This window comes from Granulosicoccus antarcticus IMCC3135 (assembly GCF_002215215.1).
Taxonomy (GTDB): Bacteria; Pseudomonadota; Gammaproteobacteria; order Granulosicoccales; family Granulosicoccaceae; genus Granulosicoccus; species Granulosicoccus antarcticus.
The window spans coordinates 6,400,299-6,421,902 of record NZ_CP018632.1; the positions used below are offsets into that span (position 1 = coordinate 6,400,299).

The 21,604-nt window shown below is 54.3% G+C and carries 18 protein-coding genes and 1 tRNA gene; 9 read left to right on the forward strand and 10 right to left on the reverse strand.

All coding sequences use genetic code 11. The features are described 5' to 3' along the window. Positions 1 to 123 precede the first annotated feature (123 nt). Complete coding sequence (locus IMCC3135_RS27630) at positions 124 to 1,287, forward strand: efflux RND transporter periplasmic adaptor subunit (protein WP_088920532.1); 1,164 nt, start codon at positions 124 to 126, stop codon at positions 1,285 to 1,287. 1 nt (position 1,288) lies between these two features. Beyond that, positions 1,289 to 4,477 (forward strand): efflux RND transporter permease subunit, encoded by a 3,189-nt coding sequence (locus IMCC3135_RS27635; RefSeq protein WP_088922113.1) that lies wholly within the window; start codon positions 1,289 to 1,291, stop codon positions 4,475 to 4,477. Between the two features lie 254 nt (positions 4,478 to 4,731). Here IMCC3135_RS27635 and IMCC3135_RS27640 read toward each other — a convergent pair. The 6 genes from IMCC3135_RS27640 to IMCC3135_RS27665 form a co-directional block, all read right to left on the reverse strand. Next, positions 4,732 to 4,807, reverse strand: a tRNA-Glu gene (locus IMCC3135_RS27640). Between the two features lie 86 nt (positions 4,808 to 4,893). After that, positions 4,894 to 5,823: a GGDEF domain-containing protein gene (locus IMCC3135_RS27645; RefSeq protein WP_088920533.1), complete on the reverse strand. Its 930-nt coding sequence runs from the start codon at positions 5,821 to 5,823 to the stop codon at positions 4,894 to 4,896. Between the two features lie 87 nt (positions 5,824 to 5,910). Beyond that, entirely contained in the window at positions 5,911 to 6,351 is a 441-nt protein-coding gene (locus IMCC3135_RS27650) for a DUF4339 domain-containing protein (RefSeq protein ID WP_088920534.1), read from the reverse strand. A gap of 9 nt (positions 6,352 to 6,360) precedes the next feature. Further along, positions 6,361 to 7,089 carry an RNA polymerase sigma factor FliA gene (locus tag IMCC3135_RS27655; protein ID WP_088920535.1) on the reverse strand — a complete coding sequence of 243 codons (729 nt, stop codon included), beginning with the start codon at positions 7,087 to 7,089 and terminating at the stop codon, positions 6,361 to 6,363. Between the two features lie 13 nt (positions 7,090 to 7,102). Further along, entirely contained in the window at positions 7,103 to 8,026 is a 924-nt protein-coding gene (locus IMCC3135_RS27660) for a MinD/ParA family ATP-binding protein (protein WP_088920536.1), read from the reverse strand. Positions 8,027 to 8,327: 301 nt separating this feature from the next. Continuing rightward, entirely contained in the window at positions 8,328 to 9,815 is a 1,488-nt protein-coding gene (locus tag IMCC3135_RS27665; protein WP_088920537.1) for a sigma-54 dependent transcriptional regulator, read from the reverse strand. Positions 9,816 to 10,270: 455 nt separating this feature from the next. On the opposite strand from IMCC3135_RS27665, the gene IMCC3135_RS27670 reads away from it, so the two are divergent. Continuing rightward, positions 10,271 to 10,585: a flagellar biosynthesis anti-sigma factor FlgM gene (locus IMCC3135_RS27670; RefSeq protein WP_088920538.1), complete on the forward strand. Its 315-nt coding sequence runs from the start codon at positions 10,271 to 10,273 to the stop codon at positions 10,583 to 10,585. A gap of 135 nt (positions 10,586 to 10,720) precedes the next feature. Then, positions 10,721 to 11,230 (forward strand): hypothetical protein, encoded by a 510-nt coding sequence (locus tag IMCC3135_RS27675; protein ID WP_088920539.1) that lies wholly within the window; start codon positions 10,721 to 10,723, stop codon positions 11,228 to 11,230. Positions 11,231 to 11,267: 37 nt separating this feature from the next. Here the strand turns inward: IMCC3135_RS27675 and IMCC3135_RS27680 are convergent, their stop codons facing one another. Next, complete coding sequence (locus IMCC3135_RS27680; RefSeq protein ID WP_088920540.1) at positions 11,268 to 11,555, reverse strand: hypothetical protein; 288 nt, start codon at positions 11,553 to 11,555, stop codon at positions 11,268 to 11,270. A 120-nt stretch (positions 11,556 to 11,675) separates the two neighbouring features. Continuing rightward, a complete protein-coding gene (locus tag IMCC3135_RS27685) occupies positions 11,676 to 12,614 on the reverse strand; it encodes a LysR family transcriptional regulator (RefSeq protein ID WP_088920541.1) in 939 nt (312 codons plus the stop codon). A gap of 133 nt (positions 12,615 to 12,747) precedes the next feature. On the opposite strand from IMCC3135_RS27685, the gene IMCC3135_RS27690 reads away from it, so the two are divergent. Genes IMCC3135_RS27690 through IMCC3135_RS27705 form a run of 4 tightly spaced genes read left to right on the forward strand, consistent with a single transcriptional unit; the run spans position 12,748 to position 17,668 of the window. Beyond that, positions 12,748 to 14,271: an ABC transporter substrate-binding protein gene (locus IMCC3135_RS27690; RefSeq protein ID WP_088920542.1), complete on the forward strand. Its 1,524-nt coding sequence runs from the start codon at positions 12,748 to 12,750 to the stop codon at positions 14,269 to 14,271. 44 nt (positions 14,272 to 14,315) lie between these two features. After that, positions 14,316 to 15,218 carry a carbohydrate ABC transporter permease gene (locus IMCC3135_RS27695; protein ID WP_205737739.1) on the forward strand — a complete coding sequence of 301 codons (903 nt, stop codon included), beginning with the start codon at positions 14,316 to 14,318 and terminating at the stop codon, positions 15,216 to 15,218. Beyond that, complete coding sequence (locus IMCC3135_RS27700; protein WP_088920543.1) at positions 15,215 to 16,084, forward strand: carbohydrate ABC transporter permease; 870 nt, start codon at positions 15,215 to 15,217, stop codon at positions 16,082 to 16,084. Before IMCC3135_RS27695 ends, IMCC3135_RS27700 begins: the two co-directional genes overlap by 4 nt. A 36-nt stretch (positions 16,085 to 16,120) precedes the next feature. Next, on the forward strand, positions 16,121 to 17,668 hold the full coding sequence (locus tag IMCC3135_RS27705) for a sulfatase family protein (RefSeq protein ID WP_088920544.1): 1,548 nt from the start codon (positions 16,121 to 16,123) through the stop codon (positions 17,666 to 17,668). A 95-nt stretch (positions 17,669 to 17,763) separates the two neighbouring features. Here IMCC3135_RS27705 and IMCC3135_RS27710 read toward each other — a convergent pair whose 3' ends face one another. After that, a complete protein-coding gene (locus IMCC3135_RS27710) occupies positions 17,764 to 18,216 on the reverse strand; it encodes an Hsp20 family protein (RefSeq protein WP_088920545.1) in 453 nt (150 codons plus the stop codon). A gap of 417 nt (positions 18,217 to 18,633) precedes the next feature. Between IMCC3135_RS27710 and IMCC3135_RS27715 the strand changes: the two genes are divergently transcribed. Continuing rightward, the gene (locus tag IMCC3135_RS27715) at positions 18,634 to 20,376 is read left to right on the forward strand and encodes a sensor domain-containing diguanylate cyclase (RefSeq protein ID WP_088920546.1); all 1,743 of its coding nucleotides are present in this window, start codon (positions 18,634 to 18,636) and stop codon (positions 20,374 to 20,376) included. Here IMCC3135_RS27715 and IMCC3135_RS27720 read toward each other — a convergent pair. Beyond that, positions 20,373 to 21,575 (reverse strand): pyridoxal-phosphate-dependent aminotransferase family protein, encoded by a 1,203-nt coding sequence (locus IMCC3135_RS27720; RefSeq protein ID WP_088920547.1) that lies wholly within the window; start codon positions 21,573 to 21,575, stop codon positions 20,373 to 20,375. The genes IMCC3135_RS27715 and IMCC3135_RS27720 overlap by 4 nt on opposite strands. Between the last annotated feature and the right edge of the window lie 29 nt (positions 21,576 to 21,604).

A 21,604-nucleotide genomic window follows, 5' to 3' on the forward strand; every position in this document is an offset into this window, starting at 1 on the left:
CCATTGCAGGTTATTCAGGGAAATTCGACTAGTGTGACTGCGCCGCAACAAACACGCCACCAACACCCGCCTTCAGGTTCAACCACTATACTGTAGCCAGATCCCCTCTGGAGTGAGATATTCGTGAACAAGTCATGGCTTGCAGCCGGCGCCGTGGTCATTGTCCTGAGCCTCTGGATGGCATCTGGTCTGCTCAAGCCCGATGATTCGGGAATAGCAGAAAATGACAAGACTGACCCCTTGATGACTGTTGAGGTACAGCTTGTCGAGTTGGCAAGAATGGCTCGAGAAATCTCGTTACAGGGCCAGCTTGAACCCGTTCAGTATTTGCAGCTCAAGGCGGAGACCCACGGCAAAGTGGAAAATCTGCCCATCAGCAAGGGCGTTCGAGTCAACGCCGGTGACATTATCGTGCAACTTGATCAAGGCAACCGGCAGAACATGCTGACGGAAGCCAGCGCACGCGTCAAATCGGCACGCAGCGAACAGGAAGCGGCAGCATCGCTGCGCCGCCAGCGACTCCAGTCCAAAGTGCAGTCCGAGCAAAGCGAAGCAGCACTGGAGTCCGCGCTTGCGCAACTACGTTCGATCGAACTGGATATCAGTTACACCGCTATCAAGGCACCGTTTGCAGCCGTTCTCAACGCATTGCCAGTGGACAAGGGCGCTTTGGTAGAACGCGGCGATGTGGTTGCCGAACTGGTGGATGACAGCGCCTTTGATGTCACCGCCAGAGCCTCGCAGAATGTATTGGCCAAGCTGACAGTCGGACAAAGTGTCAGCATCAGACTGATCACCGGAGAAATACTACCCGGCACCCTGACGTTCATCTCCTCGGTCGCCGATGCTCAGACCCGCACCTTTCTGGTAGAAGCACGCGTAAGCAACACCAACGGTGCGACAGCCGCTGGCATCAGCGCATCTCTGACGATCCCCATCGAACAGGTGGAAGCCGCCTTCATCTCACCCTCTGCCCTGTCGCTGGGCCTGGATGGCGAACTGGGTGTCAAGGCTGTGGATGAGGACAACCGAGTCCTGTTTCTGCCGATCAAGCTGGTCAGCACCGACATCGACGGCGCCTGGGTCAGTGGCATTCCTGCCGGCACCCGAATCATCACACTGGGCCAGGGCTTCGTCAGTGTTGACGAACAGGTAAACCCACAAGAAGTTGCAGGTGCAAGTGCGGCTGCAAGCGAGGATGCAAGAGCAGCTTCATCTGCGGATGCACCCACAGATGAAGCTGTTGATACGGACAAGGCTCAGCCAGCTTCTGACGGAAACAGCTGATATGTACGCTCTCATCGATGCCGCATTTGATCGTAATCGCACGGTCATCATGCTGATGATTTTCCTGATGGCCAGCGGTATCGTTGCCTATCGCAGCATTCCCAAGGAATCCGAGCCTGACGTGCCGATCCCCATCATCTATGTGTCCATGTCACACGATGGCATCTCACCAGACGATGCCGAACGATTGCTGGTGCGCCCCATGGAGACAGAGCTACAAAGCATCAGTGGCCTGAAAGAGATGAGCAGCACAGCAAGCGAAGGTCATGCATCGGTGTTGCTCGAATTCGATGCAGGCTTCAACGGTGACACAGCCCTTGCCGATGTGCGGGAACGTGTCGACATGGCCAAGTCCAAGCTACCGGCCGCCACCGACGAGCCCACCGTTAACGAGGTCAACATCGCCTTGTTTCCGGTACTCAACATCAGCCTCTCAGGCCCCATGCCCGAACGCACGCTGATCAGCATTGCCCGCGCCTTGCAAGACAAGCTGGAAGCCCTGCCCGGTGTACTGGAAGCCGATATCGCCGGCGAGCGCGAAGAGGTGCTCGAGATCGTGGTCGACCCACTGGTCATGGAAAGCTATCAGCTGGACTTCGACTCACTGTTCGGGCTTATCAGAAACAACAATCTGCTGGTGGCGGCAGGCGCTATCGATACCGGCGTCGGGCGCATGGTGCTGAAGGTGCCAGGAGTCATCGAAAACATTGAAGATGTCATGAAGCTGCCGGTGAAGGTCACAGAAACCTCCGTCGTAACCTTCGGTGACGTGGCCACCATTCGCCGAACCTACAAAGACCCGACAAGCTTTGCCAGGCTGGATGGCCAGCCGACTCTGGTACTTGAGATATCCAAACGTCTGGGCGCCAATATCATCGAAACCATCGACGAGGTGCGCGCGATTGTCGAACAGGAACGTCAAAGGCTGCCATCAACATTGGTGGTCGGCTTTCATCAGGACAAGTCGGAAGAGACACAAATCATGCTCACCGATCTGCAGAACAACGTCATTTCTGGTGTTGTGCTGGTCATGATCGTCATCATGGCAACTCTGGGAATTCGTTCATCGATCCTTGTCGGCCTGGCCATACCCGGATCGTTCCTGACCGGCATTCTGGTGATCTACGCCATGGGCTACACCATGAACGTGATCGTACTGTTCAGCCTCATACTGGTGGTTGGCATGCTGGTTGACGGTGCCATCATCGTCTCCGAGCTGGCCGACCGGAATATCGATGCCGGCATGAGCACTGCGGATGCCTACGCCAATGCCAGCAAGCGCATGTCCTGGCCCGTCATCGCCTCCACTTTTACCACCCTCGCCGTTTTCTTCCCGTTGCTGTTCTGGCCAGGCCTGATCGGTCAGTTCATGCGCTACATGCCCATCACGGTTATCAGCTGCCTGCTGGCCTCGCTGGCCATGGCGCTCATCTTCATACCGGTTATCGGCAAGTTCATCGGTCGCAAGAACCTGCAAAACACAGATACTGCAACGGCATCACAGGGCCACGAAGATCGGCTGAATCCTGACAAGCATGCCATTGCACAGCTTCTGGAGCGCACTGAAGGCTTCAAATCACGCTACCTGAGGGTGTTGCATACACTACTACTCAAACCGGTAACAACACTACTCTCGGTGCTCGCCTTCACTATCGCCAGTTATGCCCTGTATGGCGTACTGGGCAAGGGCGTGGATTTTTTCCCCAGTGTTGAGCCTGAATCCATGGCCATTCAGGTACATGCCCGTGGCGATCTGTCGATCTACGAAAAAGACAGGATTCTGAAACGGGTAGAAAAGCGATTATTCAATCGCGATGAAATCGAATCGGTCTACACACGCACCGGCACATCCGGCCAGGATGATGGCGGTGACATCATCGGTACCATCACGCTGGAACTCACCGACTGGGACCAGCGCAGGAAGGCAGCCGATATCACCACCGAGCTGCGCGCCGAACTGAGTGACATTGCGGGCATCCAGGTGGAATTCGCCGCCAATGAAGGCGGACCCGATGGTGGCGGCAAACCGATCAACATCCAGCTCAGTGCACCAGCCGACAAGCTTGACGGTGCCGTGAATACCTTGCGCGACATCATGCGCAAACAGGGCAACTTTGTTGATATCGGCGACAACAGGGCCCTTCCAGGTGTGGAGTGGCGCCTGCAGGTAGACCGTGAAGAGGCGGCTCGCTATGGTGCTGATGTCGCTTTGATCGGCAATGCCATCCAGTTGATAACCACCGGCATTCGCCTCGCCGGCTACCGCCCCGACAACGCCACCGATGAGCTGGATATCAGAGTTCGCTACCCTCTGGCGCAGCGCAACCTTGACCAGATCTCCCAGCTTCGGGTGCCTACCAGTCGCGGCATGATTCCCATATCCAACTTTGTAACGACTACCCCGGCACCCAAGACTGGCGTCATCAAGCGTGCTGATGGCCGACGTGTCATCACGGTGGATGCCGACGTAGCCGAAGGCAGCCTTGCCGATACGGAACTCAAGACTTTGCAAGAGTCGCTACTGGCGCAGGCTAACGATCCTGAGATCAATGTCGTATTCAAGGGTGAGGCTGAAGAGCAACAGGAAACCATGACGTTTCTGCTGTCAGCTTTCGTCTCGGCCATTTTCCTGATGACGCTGATACTGGTCACACAATTCAACAGCCTGTATCAGGCCTTTCTGGTACTCACCGCCATCCTGTTCTCGACCTCCGGCGTGCTGATCGGCCTGATGATTACCGGACAGACCTTTGGCATCGTCATGGTAGGCATCGGCATCATTGCCCTGGCTGGCATTGTGGTGAACAACAACATCGTATTGATTGACACCTACAACAGCTTCATTCGCCAGGGGGCACCAGCTATTCAGGCAGCCCTGATCACAGGCTCGATCAGAGCGCGCCCTGTCCTGCTGACAGCCGTCACCACCATACTGGGGCTGGTGCCCATGGTCTTTGCCATGAACGTGGACCTGATCGACCGTGAGCTTACGTTTGGCGCCCCCTCAACACAATGGTGGACACAACTATCCAGTGCCATTGCCGGAGGCCTGGCTTTCACGACATTGCTGACTTTGTTTCTGACACCTTGCCTGCTGGTACTGGGAGAGCGGGTATCGGAGTCACGGGCACGACGCAAGCAATCCAGACTCATCAAGAAGGCAGCCATCGCGGCACCGGCCAAAGGATGATCTTGTAAGCGGATCGTGAAAGGAAGGCTCGAGCACAGGAGCAGCTCATGGGCCTTCCTCACGCAATGTTCCTGAAGAACAGAATGGTGAAAAAGCCAGAGTCTGGCAAGTACAAGATTGGTTGAGGGTGAGCGTCAGACCTGTAGTAATACAGGTTGATAAACGATAGTGGCTCGAGAGTAATGGTGACGCTTTATCATCGTTGCGCAGATCACTTTGATTACTACGTGATCTGCGTAAATCGCAACGAAAGATGGCGTCCCCTAGGGGACTCGAACCCCTGTTACCGCCGTGAAAGGGCGGTGTCCTAGGCCACTAGACGAAGGGGACGCTGTGTTGCCGGTGTTACCCGACGCCTTCGAAGGACCGTAGTATACGCAAAAAAAAGAGGCTGTGTGCATTTGTTGTGAAAAAAATCAGAATTCTTTTGAATCATCGTTCTCGCAGACAACCTCAGCCGCGATGGCACGTACCTGATTAGGCCCCAGCTCACTCGCTACGCGCAGTGCCTCGCCGGCTCTGGCCAGTACCGAAACAGCATCATCGGCCTCACTCAATTCAGTGACACCCGCATTCGCTGTCAGAACAAACTGCACATTGTCGAAACTGACACAGTGATCCACCACCTGCCGCAAACGCTCTGCCAGTATCAGAGCTCCCTCCAGATCAGTCTGGTTGAGCAGGATGCAGAAGTTATCGTCATCGCTGCGAAAGATCAGATCGCTCTGGCGCAGTCGACCACTCAGAGTGGTGGCAACCGAAAGCCATGCATCCTTGCCAACGGCTTCGCCATGATCCGATGCAATCGAATCCAGATAATCAACTGAGAGCAGGATCACAGACAAGGGCTGCTCAACCCGACGCACCAGCCGGATCTCTCTGGGCAGCATATCGTCCAGCGCCAGCTGATTGCGCAGCCCGGTCGCAGGATCGGTTGTTACCTTCATGATGGCTTTGTGATGCTCAAGAGCATTGTCCAGCGGATACACAAGACTTTCCGCCAAACGTTCAGCGTCGCGTGCGTCACGTGCCGTGAAGGCCCTGGAGCGCATCAGGATGACTTCACCCAATGAGTGCTCACCCAGCTTCAATTCGAAGCGTTGACGGTGCTGACGACTGAATCCGAGCATGATATCCACGCCGCGATCAGCGGCCAGATATTGCAACCCGTCAAATTTTACGAAACTCTGCCCTTCCGTCAGCAGACATTCGAACAAGCGTTCGAGGTCCAGCTTGCGAAATAGCAAGGCGTTGAACTCAAGTTGCTTCAACTGAGTATCCAGGCGCTGTTGGCTCAGGATATCGGATGGGGTTACTGCGGTCTGCTTCGAACTGAGAGCGATCATGAAAACCACGTCAGGATAGAGGATTCAGGGAAGCATAATCCTGCAAGCAGTGGACCAAAAAAGAACTGGACTATTCACAAAAATGAACTACCCCGTTACACCAACGACCGCATTCAGGTAGAGAACCACTCCCAGAGCGGCCAGGGTAATTCCCAATAATGACCACGGCAGCACACTTTGTGACATGGGCGGCGGCGGCGCCTGCCATTCGTCACGCAGTTGTTGCGGCACCGGGTCGGGAAAGGTTCGACGCTCTTGTTTGACAACGGTGTCACTGCGGCGCTCATCTTCGCCTTCGCGCACTTTCAGAAATGTATTCCAGCCATCGTCTGACTGTAGATTCAGGAGTTCTTCGGGAATCAGTTCGGGCACCTGCGTTACCGGCTCCCAGAGTTCGCCGTCGCGGCTGACACGATCGGTATTCCTGACGCGCCCCAGCAGCAAAAAACGTCCGACTTCTGTCGTCGAAAAGGGACCCTGAACGCGGGAGCCTTTCTGCACATACCATTGAGATTCATCAGTGACCATAATAGTGACCTACTTCATTGTCCATTCAGTCATGCGTGCCTTCAGGCGAACCAGAGCCTGACCATGAATCTGACAAACCCTCGATTCACTGACGCCCAGAATATCGCCGATTTCTCGAAGATTCAGATCATCATCGTAGTACAGCGACATGACGAGTGCTTCACGCTCAGGTAAGTTCTTGATCGACATTGCCAGAGCTTCGCGAAAGGATTGATACTCGACCTGGTCGCCTGGACTGGCCTCGGCACTTTGCGGCAAAGCGATCGTCTCGCCGGTATGCTCATCAGGTTGATCGAAGCTGAATATATGAGCAGCCGAACTTTCAGTGAGTATCAGATGATAGGCCGACAGCGCGATGCCCAGTTTATCGGCAACCACTTTCGCCTTGGCCTCACGTCCACTGCCTTGTTCGATGTCACGTAACACCTCGGCAGCTTCGCGCGACTTGCGATGCACCGAGCGAGGCGTCCAGTCCGAACGACGTATTTCGTCAAGCATGGCCCCCCGTACCCGGATCCCGGCATAGGTCTCAAAGCTTGCGCCCTGCGACTTGTCGTAATGTTTGTGTGCCTCCAGCAGGCCGATCATCCCGGCCTGTATCAAGTCTTCGGCCTGAACACTGGGAGGCAGGCGATTCATCAGATGAAACGCTATTCGCTTGACCAGATTGGCGTTGGCGGCAACGACCCCATCCGGATCAACCGTGGTAACTTCGTTGTACATCGCGTGTGCATTCATACGGACTCTTCTCTCACCGTGTACCGTCGGCGACTTCAATAAGTCGCTCTACGAAAAATTCGATATGCCCACAGGGCGTCTGAGGCTGTGGCCAGCGTGCGACTCTGGTTGCAAGCTTGCGAAATGCCAGTGCGGAGGCTGAGCGAGGAAATGCTTCGACAACCGCGCGTTGCTGGCGAACCGCCTGCTTCAAATGTGTATCAAGCGGAATAGACCCGCAATAATCGAGCAGGACATCCAGGTGTTTATCTGTCAGATCACTCAGAGCCGCATAAAGATCCAGGCCATGACGAGAACTTTCAGTTTTGTTAGCCACCACTCGAAAACGTCTGACGTGGCAACGTTCGTGTAACGCCCGTATGGTAGAAAAGGCGTCCTGTAATGCTGGTGGCTCATCAACGACCACTATGATGACTTCCCTGACAGCGCGACAGAAGCTCACAACACTCTCTGAGAGCCCCGTAGCAATATCCACTATCAATGTGTCAGCCTCGGTGGGCAACTCACTGAAAAGCCCGATAAGGCCTGCGTGCTGGACATTCGACAGATGTGACATACCCACAGCACCACTGGCACTGGGTATGACAGAGACACCGACAGGCCCCTGCAGAACCACCTCGTCAAGCTGGCAAGTTCCTGCGAATACGTCGATCAGGGTATGTGTGGGACGCAAGTTCAGAAGACGATCAATGTTGCCCAGCTCAAGGTCGCCATCGACCAGCAGGACTTCATGATCAACCACTCCCAGTGCCGCAGCCAGATTGACTGCCACGTTGGACTTGCCAACACCACCTTTGCCACCGGCAACGGCGATCGTCTGCACCGGCCGACGGTGCTGTGACAGCTGTGGTGGTAGCTGGAAATTCACCGGGCAATAACCCGCAAGGTGGACTGGTAAGAGATCAACGCTAACTTCCTCGACAGTTCGTGTCGACATCAGCCCAGTGGCAGGATGACATAACGACACGGTTTCAAGCTGTCTGGGAGCAAGTCTCGAACCACCAAGAGCCAGCTAACCGTCAGTCTCGGCACTGGCAAGGGGTAAATGATGCGTTTTGGGAAGCATCCCTCAAATTGGATGTGAACCAGCACCTATCCTGTGAGGCCTGATTCTCGGATCGCTACTGCTGGCATGGAGCGTAGATGGCAGCTACATACAGTACTGAACCGGCAACCGAGGTGGTCCCAGAGCTGTTAGCCGGAAACCCGACGCAGCTCTGGTACCGCCTTTGTCAGACTTACGACACCTCTTCGGGGCGTTGAATGCTGTACTTGCGCATTTTCTCGACCAACGTGGTGCGTCGGATCTTCAACCGGTTCGCAGCGTGAGCCACCACCCCGGAACATTCATCCAGCGCCTGTTCGATCAGACTGATTTCGATATCAGTCAGGTGCTGCTTCAGATCGATACCTTCACGCGGCAGTCTTGGCTTGTTGTTCAAAGGCACAGCCGGCATCCCTGAGACCATCGGCAGAACACTGGCCGTGCTCGTCGTGGCGCTGGTAGTGCTGACATCCGAGTCAGCCTGACTATCATTATGAGCACGTCCATGAGGTGCCATCTTGGGTGGTAGATCACCCGCATCGACAACGCCATAGGGATGCAGGATCGTCAGCCTTTCCATCAGATTGGCAAGTTCACGCACATTACCCGGCCAGTCATAGTTGCACAGTGCCATCAGCGCGGCAGGCGTCAACCGTACCGAGGACTTCTTCTCGTGCTCCAGACGGGTGATCAGCTCATTGACCAGCAGTGGCAGATCCTCGGCACGGCTGCTCAATGGTGGCATCTCGATGGGGAATACATTCAGTCGATAAAAAAGATCCTCGCGAAAGCGCCCATCTTCGATGAGTACTTCCAGATCGCGATGGGTTGCCGCCACGATGCGCACATCACTCTTGATGCTCTTGTTACTGCCAACACGTTCAAATGAACGTTCCTGGATCACTCTCAACAGCTTTACCTGCATGGCCAGAGGCATGTCACCGATCTCGTCAAGAAAGATGGTACCGCCTTCTGCCATTTCGAAACGACCCTGACGAGCGCCAACAGCACCGGTGAAGGATCCTTTTTCATGACCGAACAGTTCGCTCTCCAGCAACTCGCCGGGAATAGCCCCGCAGTTAATGGGGACAAAGGGCTTGTTGCGCCGGTTCGAGTAGTAGTGAATGTTACGCGCCACCACTTCCTTACCGGTACCAGACTCGCCCAGTATCAGAACGGTTGCTTCAGTGGGAGCAACCTGGTCGATCATCTTGCGAACTCGCTGCACAGACCGGCTGTTGCCGACCAGAGAGCGGAACAGTTCGGGGTTCTGCGTGCCCTCCTTCGCCGGTGCGGCCGAATTGGCCGGACCACGCACTTTGGAGCGATGCAGGATGTCGGACAAGGTCGCAAAACGAACCGGGGATTTCAGACAACCCACAAAATGGGTATCGATCTCCTCTTGCGATATATCGGCCGGCTGGCTGCCCAGTAGCAGCACCAGTGGTGGGAAGTTCTCATGGCTGGCGCGCAGCTTTTCCGCCCACGGGACGATGCCATGGAAATTGGCCACGAGTATGGAGGCGTAGTCTGACAGGTCACCCATGCTGTCAAGCAGCTCTGGTGAACTAAGCGATTTCGCTTCGTACTCGATGAACTCCAACTGGTGTGAGAGACGTTGGGCATTGTCAGCGTCCTGATCCAGAATCAGGATTTTTCGGATTTCTTTTCTTGCACTCATTTTGACGCTCTCCGCATTGCGGCCGTGTCGAAGTTTAAAAAGGACTCCCAGAGGATAGAAGACAGTTTACAGAAGACAAAGAATTGACGAGCAAATCACAGCTTTTCGCAACCATTGACACCCGTCAGGACGCCGTCGGTTTTTTGTCAGCAATGGCGTAATTCAGATCGGTTCAAGCTTTTCATTGAACTTAATGGCCCTGGCTCCGATTATGACCTCATGCTTTGTGACCTGTCCGTGTGTCCAGCAATTTGGGGTTACATAATAAAACGACCACGCCGATCCCTTGGTTTATCCGGCCTAGATACGGACAGACTGAACGGTTTCAAGTACATACCCGTCTACGAAACCGTTCTTTCCAGTCAGAATCCGGACGGCTAAACATAAAAACTAGAATAATCCGGCTAGTCATCGGCAGAGGTGCTGGCCAAAGGATTGCGAAGAGGACGAACAAAATGGCTCTATCCAAGAGCGGAAAGTCGAGCAGTAATGTCTCGAAACTGGATGATGCACGAAAGAAGCGCTCAAAATCAGGCCCGTCGACCAAGTCGACTGCAGCACAAAAAGAAGAAGAGCCCCCCCAACTCGCTGATACGGAGGTAAAGAAACCGGTTGCAAAGGCCAAAACCAGCAGCAAACCCAAGGTCAGTAATCGGCGCTTCGACACCGTCAAGGTCGAACGGCTGAAATCCGAAATTGCCAGTGGCACCTATCAAATCAACTTCCTCAACGTCGCTGACAAGTTCATCGAGCACGAACGTTACGCCTGAGACTGACCCCGCATACAAGCCCAGCTCAAACAGAGCGCCGTGCCCCACCGGGCAGGGCCTCGACGGCGTTCTGAAACTAATTGTCTGCGTGGTAGTCTCTAAACTGTTCTAGCCACTGCCTTTGAGCTCTGAATCATGAAATACGCGCGTGCTGTCGTCTCCTGGGCCATCGCTTTATGGATGTGCTATGTCTTTTTGAGCTCTCTGCCCTACAAGTTCACTCAGCACCCGGACACCCAGCACATATTCGGCACCATCGGAGACTGGTTAGGCACGTTCCTCGGCACGGGTATCGGCAATTTGTTCACTGAACTGGGGGGGTATGTCATCGGTAGTTTCGAATTACTGACTTCCATCGTATTACTGCTACCCGCCTTGTTGTGGGTCATATCCCGCCTGAACGGCTCCTTCTTCGGCGTAACCCGCCGCAGATTTCACATGATAGGTGGGCTGATGGCCTCTGCTGTCATGGCCGGTGCCGCCTTCTTCCACCTGGTATCACCATTGGGAGTGGAGGTGCTGCACGAGGGGAAAAGTGATGGCGGCAGCCTGTTCTATGCAGCCGTCTCCATTCTAGTGCTCGGTCTGGTGTTGTTTGCCATCAATCGGGGCTGGACTGACGACGATAAATTCTCTCAGCTCTGAACTGCAAGCTGCCCGCTCACCTCATTGACGGGCAGACTTATCTCTTGTCTGTCGTTGCGGCCTTATTGCTGTCGTCTCCCTGTCCGCCCATATCAACTGATCTCAGCCGGCTTTCTCTGGTCGGCTGCATCTGACTATGTGTGGCCAGTGGATTGGCTCCGCAGTCCACCACCTCGGCGACCAGCTTGAGCCTCACCTGGCGGCCACTGACATCCCTCACACCCATGATGTACTCGCTCTTGACATTACCCTGAGCAATGGCTTCAAACAATGGGGGGATGCGCAATGCCAGGCGCTCCAGAAAATCTTGTTGCTGCTTGTTCATGGTCAGATAACTGTTGTTACATACAGTGTTTCTGGCCAGACTACAGCAATTCTCATGCTCAGAGGTTTACGTGTGGCCTCACGATACCCCCAGTCATTGAGGATACGAGCGCTCAGAGAGTCAATCCGCCTGCGTACTCAACAGGGGATCAAACGAGCCTTCAGCCAGACGGTTCCTGATGGATGACTGGAAGGCATCCAGCACCAGGCTTCGCTCCAGACTGCGCCGGAAGATGATGCCCGAATCAAACCCCACCTCGGCGATGTCTGTACTGATGATCTGCAGATCAAAACCGGGCATCAGCGTTATGAAGGTACTTGGCAAAAAAGCCAGATAATTGCCATTGTTCAGCAGATTCAGCGCAGCGAGCATCGAATCGCAGAATACGACAGCCTCCTTGCGTTGCCCGGTTGCCGCCTGGACCTTGTCCATGAGCATGCCCAAATAGGCTCGATCGCTCATATAGGAGACCCAGGGGTAATCCAGCAGCGGATCCAGTCGAGCCAGCGGCCTGGACAGGATCGGATGCCCCTTGCGTGCGACCACATTCAACCGTGTACCGAACAATGGCTGGCTAACCAGAAACGAGGGCATTTTCTCGGTTTTCTGAAAACCACCACAATAGATATCCAGCCCGCCATTATCCAGCTCTTCGAGGGCTACCGTGAACTTCATGGAGCTGAGCTGTATCTGCAAGTCCGGATAAAGCTCGTGCATGTCGACGATCACCTGAGGCAGGATAGTTGACATCCAGACGGGAGCCCCTGCCAACCGTATCAGCCCCATTCCACCTCCGCTCAGAGCCGTCAGGTCGTCCTCTGCCAGTTGGCACTCGCGTAACAAATGACGGGCATGCTGGCAGGCTCGCTCACCAAATGGCGTCAGTCGGAGTCCACGAGGATGGCGTTCGAACAACTGTACATTCCATTCCTCCTCGAGTAGACGAATGGAACGCGACAGAGCCGGTTGCGTCAATGACAGCATTTCTGCCGCAGCGTGCACAGTACCGCAATCGGCAATGGCAACCAGCCTTCGCAGTGCCTGGAGATTGGCAAACATCAACAAACCTTTATGTAAGAGCGATCATGACACTGATAACGTTTCGTTATCAATACCACATAATATGTGATTGGATTTTATTTGTCGCTCATGGCATTTTTCTATCACCACTCAGGAGCCGCAGGAATACACCATGTCGAGCGAATACCCCATGTCAGCCTCTCGCCGCCGTTTCATTCAGCAGATGGCAGTCGGTGCAGTCGGGCTGGGTGCAGGAGCGGAGTCACTGTTTGCACAGTCAGCCGCCACCCTGCCACCTTCAATCAATGATCTGACACCCGACAGCGTTCTACGCTGGATCGACAGTGGCGACCAGAAAGCAGTTTTCTTCAAAGCTTTCTTCGAACAGTACGCACGCGAAAGAGGTGTTGAAATCGTCTATGACCCCCTGCCCTGGAACGAGATTGCCAAAGTTGTCCCCCTTGGCGTCCGTAACAAGACCGCTCATGATGTTTTTGTACTGCCACAGAACTCGAACCCTGCCGATGCGGTGCGCGAAGGCTGGGTTCAGCCCTACGATGATTTCATCCCAGATATCGAAACCTGGAAGGCAGGCTTTCCTGAAGGTGCGTTTCTGCCGGGCATCAACGTGTTCGACGGCAAGACCTACGGTTTGCCCTTCACCTCCAACAAACGTCAAACCACACACTTGTTATTCAACCGTGCCTACCTGCACGACGCCGGCTTCGACCCTGAACAAAAAGCGCTGACACACAGCGAGTTCAGAGAGGCGGCGCTGAAGATCACGCAAAATGGCAAGGGCCGCTACTTCGGTTTTATTCTGGGTGGGAGCCAGATTGGCCGTTGGGCTGCCATCACACGGGATATTGGCAGACTCGCCGGTGCCAGTGCAGGCGCCGACAGCGTGATCGAAGCTGATATCGATTTTCGCACTGGACAGTTCGTATTCGACAGTGATCAGTATATAGAGGCGGTTGAACTACTCATCGCCTTGCAAAAGGATGGCAGCATGTTCCCCGGCGTCATGGGCGTCAATGCCCCGCAGGCTCGCGCATTCATGCCACAGGGCGCTGCAGGAATGATTCTTCAGGGACCGTGGAACATCCCCACCTGGGAAAGCCAGAACCCGGACTTCGACTTCGGTATCGGCTCAGCGCCACTGCCGGACGAGGGTCCTGCCAGCATGCTGACAATTGGTCAGGGTGCCACCACCACCAACACCATGTGGTTGTGGAGCGGGTCTCAGAACGGCGCCATCGCCGGCGATATCTTCCATTATCTAGGCACTCTGGAAGGACAGATTGCCTGGGCCAATATCGTGGGCGCCGGTGACCCGCCCATCATGCCGGAAGCTATCGAAAAGGCAGATATGTCCGTGCGCGCCAAGGCGATACTCCAGCAATTCAACGAACAGATCCGTGTCGGGCCCAACCCGGTTGTTGGCACACCGGCTCTGGCTGAAGTGGCCAGCGCATTCCAGGCACCTGACCAGAGCTTTGCCCTGACCGTACAGGGATTGGTGGGTGGCCAGCTGACTGATGTTGCCAAACAGATGAAAGCACTCAAGGTCAGCTACGAGGATGCCATGGACCAGGCCTTTGACAAGGTCCGGGCTAATGGCACGGATGTATCTCGTGACGATCTGGTGTTTGCCAACTGGGATCCTGCCAAGGATTTTGGCAGCAAGGATTATTGATCAAGCTCCGTTCAACTCACCACTAACCAGCTGAGAATCATGCCGTGTCCAACCTGAGACGAAATCCGCGCGCCCTGTATCTGGCGATGGTGCCCGGACTGGTATTGGCCGGCATGTTTACTTTCTACCCGATTCTGGCGGCAGGCTACTATGCCCTGTACGACTGGTCAGGATTCAACTCCCCACGCATTTTTGTCGGCCTGGATAACTTCACCCGACTGCTGAGCGACCCCTTTTTCTGGGGCGCGTTCAAACGATCGCTGATCTTTCTACTGGGCACGGTCCCCCTACAGATGTTCATCTCCTTGTGGTTGGCTGTGTTGCTGAACAACCAGATGCTGAAGTTGTCGAATGTATTTCGGACCCTGATATTTCTGCCCGTTGTGACCCCTGTGGCTGTCATCGGCATTGTATGGACTTTTCTGCTGAGTCCATTCAATGGACCGATCAACGGCTTGTTGCTGGATCTGGGCCTGGTGACACGCCCCATCGACTTTCTGGGCTCCTCCAGTACCGTCATGCCCTCCCTGGTCATGGTCTATGTCTGGAAGTGGCTGGGGCTTACGATGATCTACTGGCTTGCCGCATTACAAACCGTCCCCGATGATGTCTATGAAGCCGCAAAGCTTGACAACTGCAAGGGTGGCCGCCTGTTGCTTCTCATTGTTTTTCCTATCATCCGCCCCTTTGCACTGGTCATATTCCTGATATCTGCAGTGGGAGCCCTGAACGTCTTTCCGCTCATCATGAGCATGACTAACGGCGGGCCCTTCTTCTCCTCGGAAGTCATCGAGATCTTCATCTATCGCTCGGCGTTTGCAACAGCGGAAGGCACACGTACCCAGCTTGGCTACGCTGCCGCCGCCGGCGTGCTCTTTGGCCTGTTGATCATGATGTTGACGCTGCTGCAGGCCTTCATATCCCGCCACTCAGGCAAATCCCGATGAACAGACTTCTCACTCTGCCAAAACGTCTGGTTTTCGGAGATCGGAAACCTACAACACATATTGCCGTGACCAGCCTGTTATTGGCCGCTCTGTGTTGTATCTGGATTTACCCTTTTCTGTGGATGATTTCAACCAGCCTTAAAACCACAGCAGAAATATTCATGGGCACCGGACTCATACCCGAGTCCGCCGTTGTGGAAAACTATTCACGGGCCTGGACAGAGGCCCATATGGGCTCCTACTTCATCAATACCGTACTGGTCACCGTCGGCTCGCTGATCATCGTTACCATTTGTACCTCGCTACTTGGCTATGTACTGGGGCGTTATCCTTTTCGAGGTAAGTCATTGCTGATCGGTGCTTTTGTAGCCACCGTTTTCATACCGCAGGGTTTCACCATCATTCCGATTTTCGAGATGCTCAGTTTCCTTGGGCTCTCGACCAGTCTCTGGGGTCTGACGCTGGCAACCAGTGGCCATGCCATGACGATCTACGTACTGCTGTTCGCCGGTTACTTCAAGCAATTGCCCGACGAGCTCGAGGATGCTGCCATCGTCGATGGCGTCAGCTTCTTCAAGACCTTCTGGTATGTCATGTTACCGCTGGCCCGGCCCATTGTCGTCACCGTGATCATCATGCAAGTACTGCATGCCTGGAATGATTTTCTGCTGCCATTGGTCATCACGCTGGCCAACCCTGCCATCCGCACCTTGTCGGTCGGCATCTACGCCTTCAAGGGTGAACAATCGATCGACTGGTCAGGAATGGCCGCCGCCTCCACCATCTCTGTATTGCCTATCGTTCTGCTTTTCATTGTTCTGCAACGCTACTTCATCAATGGGCTAGCGGGTGCGGTCAAAGGTTGAGCCTCTCGCTTGCATCCTCTTCAAACTGAAAACTCCATGAGCGATAAAACCAATATCTTGCTGATTTCCACAGATCAGCAGCACTTCAACGCCCTGGGCGCAGTCAATTCGGACATCAAGACACCCAATCTGGACAGACTTTGCCGTGAAGGCACACGATTCAATCGTGCCTACTGCCCCAGCCCGGTTTGCACACCGTCACGGGCCAGCATGATTACCGGCCTGTATCCGTCTCATCACGGCGCCTGGACCATCGGCGTCAAGCTTGATGAGAATGTTGATACGATTGGCAGCAAACTATCAGCTGCAGGTTATCAAACCGGTTTGATAGGCAAGGCTCATTTCCAACCGCTGGCTTCCCGCCCTGGCTCCGAATCTCTGGAGGCACAGCCAACCCTGCGTGACCTGGATTTCTGGCGCAATTTTCATGGCCCCTGGTATGGCTTCGACCATATCGAGCTATCACGTAATCATGCTGACGAAAGTCACGTCGGTCAGCACTATGCAATCTGGCTCGAAGAACAGGGCTTGATGAATTGGCGGGACTATTTCCAGCCTCTACCGGGCGAGAGTGCCAAACATGCCCCGGATACAGGCACCGGCCTCCCCTATTGGGCACGCGAACAGCGACATTGGGAGCTACCGGAGAATCTGCATTACACGCGCTGGACAGCAGAACGCAGCCTTGCCTTCATCGACAAACACGCCGCAGCAGAAAAACCTTTCTTCCTGTGGTCCAGCTTCCATGATCCTCACCCCCCCTATGTCGTCCCCGAACCCTGGGCATCCATGTACAAGCCCGAGGATATGAATCCGGGACAGTTGGTGCCAGGAGAACATGACCGTAATGGGCCCCACTTCGCCAAGACTCAGGAAACCAACCCGGATTTTGGGCAGTGGCATACCCCATTCGAGGCTCACGGCTGTGGTAGCCATCTGTACTCGATGGATGCGCTTAGAAAGGACATGGCCATCTACTACGGCATGATGAGTTTTGTCGACCAGCAAGTGGGTAGAATCCTCGACCGGCTGGACGAGCTTGGCATAGCCGATAACACGCTATTGGTGTTTACCACCGATCACGGTCATTTTCTGGGCCAGCATGGCCTGGTTGCCAAGGGACCATTCCACTATGAGGATATGTTGCGCATTCCCATGATCGTACGCTGGCCAGGCAAGGTCCCAGAAGGAAAAGTCAGCGAGGCGATTCAAAGCCTGGTAGATCTGACACCCAGTTTTATGGACGCCGCAGAGCTCGGGGCTCCCGATGATCTTCAGGGCATATCCCAGATTCCTGTATGGACAGGCGAAAAATCGGAAGTTCGTGATTTTGCACTTTGTGAGAATCGACACAATCCGCATATGCCTCACCTGGTGACGTATATCGGCAAGCGCTACAAGATCACAGTCTATAAGGAAGGCGAGTTCGGGGAATTGTTTGATCTGGAAACCGACCCGGACGAGCTGCAGAATCTATGGGATTTACCCTCGGCAGCTAACATCAAAAAGGCCTTGCTTCAGGATTTTGTGCAGGGACTGCTGAAGTCAGAGCCTATGAGCATGCCGCGCATCGCGCATGCATAGACTATTTTAAATCAGCCCGGGGCGGTGTTCATGGACACCGCCTCGGGTTTAAAAAATCTGCTACTGGAACTCAGCAGACAGACCCGAGATCACGATCAACTCTCTACGGCATTCTCGATTGCCTGAGTTGTATTACCAACCGGAATCTTGCGTGGCTTCATAGCTTCAGGAATTTCCTTGACCAGAGATATTTTCAGCAAGCCATTGTCCAGTTGAGCATTGACGACTTCGACATGGTCAGCCAGGTTGAACTTGCGCTCGAAGGAGCGGGTCGCTATGCCACGGTGCAGATAACGTGAATCCTTTTTGGCTTCATCTTTTCTGCCCCGAACAGTCAACACGCCCAGCTCTACCTGAACATCAATTTCGTTATCCTGGAAACCTGCGACTGCGAGTGTGATGGCGTACTTGTTCTCGCCTACCAGTTCGATGTCATAAGGGGGATAGCCCGCGGATTGACGATCTGCGCTGAGCGCAGCGTCGAGCAGTGATCCAAATCGGTCAAAACCAACTGTGTTTGCGTAGAGGGGAGTCAAATCGATCTTCATTACAGTATTCTCCAATAGAAGCAATATGATTTAGTGCGCCGACTCTCATAGAGACCTCGGCACAACAACAAACTAGGGATTGAGAATCTTATTTTCAAGTGTCTGATCGTTCACGATTCAGGCCACTTCCAGACGCTCCAGTTTGTTGACAAAGCCTATGATTGGGGACTATTGGGAAAGTTCAAGTATATTGAATACCAAAGCTACCTACCCGGTATCTTGCTCTTCTGAACAGGTAGTAAACATGAGATTCGGGGATACAGTTCCATTCACCCCGAAAGCATGAAAACTGTCGATGGACGAGTGCTGATGGGATCAAAGCCCTGACGCAAGCAAGACAATATTCCTCGTTTTGATGCCCGCCTGCTCTGCTATCCTAGAAACACTCGAATCCCTAAACTAAGTCGTCATGGACCTATGATTGGTCTCTCAGGTGCAACACTGCGCCAGATGTTAACCATACCCTACGTGGCCCTGGTCCTGATCGCAGCCTCCATTATCGGCCTGCTTTCCTACCTGGCGGGCCTCAATGCGGTTAACACCTTGTCCAACTACGCGTTGAGCGAAACCGTGAGCCGTATCGCGCAGGCGGTTGACAAGCACATAGAGGGTTCCGAGGCGGTGCTGGAAACAGCCTTTCCGACCGATATGCTTCCTCCCACTTCCGTCAAGGATGATCTGACTGCATTACGCACTCGCCTCTGGCTAGCCACGACCATCCATCGTAATCCGAACAATTATGCCTATTACGGTGACAAGGACGGACAGTTCATCGGGCTGTACCGATTCAATGAAACAGACGCCGAACTACGCCTGCGAACCAACGGCGAATCGCCGCGATCCATTTACACGTTTTCTCGCATTTTCGGCCAACTGGGAACCCCGGTAACTGAGGAGCGTATTTTCGAACCTCGCGAACGCCCTTGGTACAAGGCAGGTCAAAGCACGACCGAACAGACCTGGACCGCCATTTACATAGACTTCAAGACACTGGAACTGGTCAGCACCAGAGCCCGTCGAGTCAACAATGCAGAGGGGGAATTTCAGGGGGTTGTGGCAACCGATGTGTCGCTGGAACTTTTGAATGACTTCCTCAGGAGCCTGACGCTTACGCCCAATGGTTTTGCCTTTATCGTAGAACCTGACGGCAATCTGGTGGCAACATCACGAGGCCCGCACATCCAGACAGGCGTAAACAACGATAACAGCCGCCTCAACGCCGCACAGAGCTCCGATCCCCTGCTAGCCGCTGCCTTCCAATCTCTCCGCAAACAATCAGAACCGCATAGTCCGCAAACCAAACCCATGACCAGCTCTTTTGAAGGTCCCGATGGCAAAATCGTGCAAACGGGCTATTTCATGTTACGCGACTCGGCTGGACTGGACTGGACGATCGTGGTGGCCGTTCCCAGAAGCGACTTCATGCACAGTGTTGAACAAAATGTGCAACGTACCGCCTGGCTCTCCCTGGCCGTCTGCGCGCTGATCGCCCTCGTCGGCCTGGTGGTCCTGAATATCATCTCCAGAGATCTTCGTCAGTTAGCCAAGGCTGCCAAGGCACTAGGTGAGGGCAACAAGTTTCCGAACATCCCGGTTCACAGAAAAGATGGTATCGGTGAGCTGGCAAGATCATTCGCCGCCATGCAAGAACGCCTGCTGACCGACCGTTTGACCGGCATTCCCAATCGAGAGGCCGTCATCCGCCGCATTGAAGATCGCATCATTCAAAATCGACGACGACGTGACAGCCTGCCGTTCGTGGTGATGTTTGTCGATCTGAACGGTTTCAAGGCAATCAATGACCGTTATGGTCACGAAGTGGGTGACCGGGTACTGGTGGAAGTCAGTCAGCGACTGGAAGCCAGCCTGCGCCTGGATGACTTGGCTGCACGCTACGGCGGTGATGAATTCATCGTCATGCTCAATGAAGTGTCCGACAGAAATGATGCAATCAAGGCGCGCACCAAGCTGGAAATCGTGCTGGCTGAACCATTGCAATCATTGGCAGAATTTGGCGAGACTGCCGCTATAATGACGACGGGAGCGGCAATCGGGCTGGCACTATGTCCCGAAGATGGCAATGATCTGGATACCTTGCTCAATCACGCCGATCAGGACATGTACCAACGCAAGCAAATCACCTCGAAAACGCCTGTTTAGGCGAATTCATGAGCGTCAAGAGTGCCTTCAAGCGCCGCCACTCCGGCGGGCAGATCAAGCGACATGCCCATTGATTGAAGACTGCTGCCCAGCGCGTGCAAAGTGCGAAACAGATTATGAGTACGACACTGCTCACCCATCTGCCCGATACGGACAATATTGGCACCAAACGAGCCGGATATCTCGACGCGATAGCGTTTTGACATGTACTGGAGCAGCGCCCCTGCATCAATACCGTCAGGTACGTGGATGCCAAGCACCGATGTCAGACGGGCACTCTTCTCCACATAAAGCGACAAGCCCAAGGCCTGCACGCCGTTCTGCAGCGCTTCTGAACAGCGCATATGACGCTGAAATCGAACCGGCAGGGTTTCATTGCAAATCAAACGCAGAGCTTCATGCAAGGCAAGAATGCCGGAGACCGGTGCCGTGTAGTGATAGGACTTTTCATACCAGAAGCGATTAGCCAGGCGCGCATCGAGGCACCAGTGTTTCAAGGTATCGTTGCGGCTCTGAATGAACTGCCAGGCACGCTCGGAGAACGCCACCAGCGACACACCCGGAATACAAGAAAGACCCTTCTGACCACCTGTAATGACAGCATCGATATTCCATTCATCCATATCCAGTGGCATTGTGCTGAGAGTACACACCGCATCAACGATGATCAGGCAGTCATGCTCATGAGCAAGACGCGCAATTTCGGGCAGATGGTGGTTCCATGTCGTGTTGGATGTCTCCCCCTGCACGATAGTCAGAACATGTGGCTTGTATTGACGCAGATATTCTTCAACTTGCTCAGGCTGGGCAGCCAGGCCCTCCCCCACCGGTAGACGGGTAACTTCAGCTTCAAGTCGTTCCGCCATATCAGCCAGACGACCACTGAACAGACCATTGACGATGCTCAGTACCCGACTACCAGGCCTGACCAGATTGGCGACGGCCATCTCCATGGCAGCCGAACCAGGACCTGCCACACCAAGTATGCGACCGTTCTCTGTCTGAAAGACATAACGGGACATCGACTTAACTTGCTCGACAATCTGGGACATGGTCTCGCCCAGATGATTGATCACGATGCCATTAGCCGCAGCCACTCGAGCCGGTACGGGTACGGGACCAGCACCCATCATGAGCAGTGGTTCCTCTGGCAGAATGCTGTCCAGAGGGACTAGATGTTCGGGTACTTTGATACGCACTGGAAACTGCTCACCTGGATCAAGACCGG

Bases quoted from the DNA above. Each gene is read 5' to 3' on its own strand.
- IMCC3135_RS27690 (WP_088920542.1), top strand. From the start codon at position 12,748: ATGTCGAGCGAATACCCCATGTCAGCCTCTCGCCGCCGTTTCATTCAG.
- IMCC3135_RS27685 (WP_088920541.1), bottom strand. From the start codon at position 12,614: ATGTTTGCCAATCTCCAGGCACTGCGAAGGCTGGTTGCCATTGCCGAT.
- IMCC3135_RS27650 (WP_088920534.1), bottom strand. From the start codon at position 6,351: ATGGTCACTGATGAATCTCAATGGTATGTGCAGAAAGGCTCCCGCGTT.
- IMCC3135_RS27660 (WP_088920536.1), bottom strand. From the start codon at position 8,026: ATGTCGACACGAACTGTCGAGGAAGTTAGCGTTGATCTCTTACCAGTC.
- IMCC3135_RS27655 (WP_088920535.1), bottom strand. From the start codon at position 7,089: ATGAATGCACACGCGATGTACAACGAAGTTACCACGGTTGATCCGGAT.
- IMCC3135_RS27645 (WP_088920533.1), bottom strand. From the start codon at position 5,823: ATGATCGCTCTCAGTTCGAAGCAGACCGCAGTAACCCCATCCGATATC.
- IMCC3135_RS27665 (WP_088920537.1), bottom strand. From the start codon at position 9,815: ATGAGTGCAAGAAAAGAAATCCGAAAAATCCTGATTCTGGATCAGGAC.
- IMCC3135_RS27635 (WP_088922113.1), top strand. From the start codon at position 1,289: ATGTACGCTCTCATCGATGCCGCATTTGATCGTAATCGCACGGTCATC.
- IMCC3135_RS27670 (WP_088920538.1), top strand. From the start codon at position 10,271: ATGGCTCTATCCAAGAGCGGAAAGTCGAGCAGTAATGTCTCGAAACTG.
- IMCC3135_RS27705 (WP_088920544.1), top strand. From the start codon at position 16,121: ATGAGCGATAAAACCAATATCTTGCTGATTTCCACAGATCAGCAGCAC.
- IMCC3135_RS27675 (WP_088920539.1), top strand. From the start codon at position 10,721: ATGAAATACGCGCGTGCTGTCGTCTCCTGGGCCATCGCTTTATGGATG.
- IMCC3135_RS27710 (WP_088920545.1), bottom strand. From the start codon at position 18,216: ATGAAGATCGATTTGACTCCCCTCTACGCAAACACAGTTGGTTTTGAC.
- IMCC3135_RS27715 (WP_088920546.1), top strand. From the start codon at position 18,634: ATGATTGGTCTCTCAGGTGCAACACTGCGCCAGATGTTAACCATACCC.
- IMCC3135_RS27700 (WP_088920543.1), top strand. From the start codon at position 15,215: ATGAACAGACTTCTCACTCTGCCAAAACGTCTGGTTTTCGGAGATCGG.
- IMCC3135_RS27680 (WP_088920540.1), bottom strand. From the start codon at position 11,555: ATGAACAAGCAGCAACAAGATTTTCTGGAGCGCCTGGCATTGCGCATC.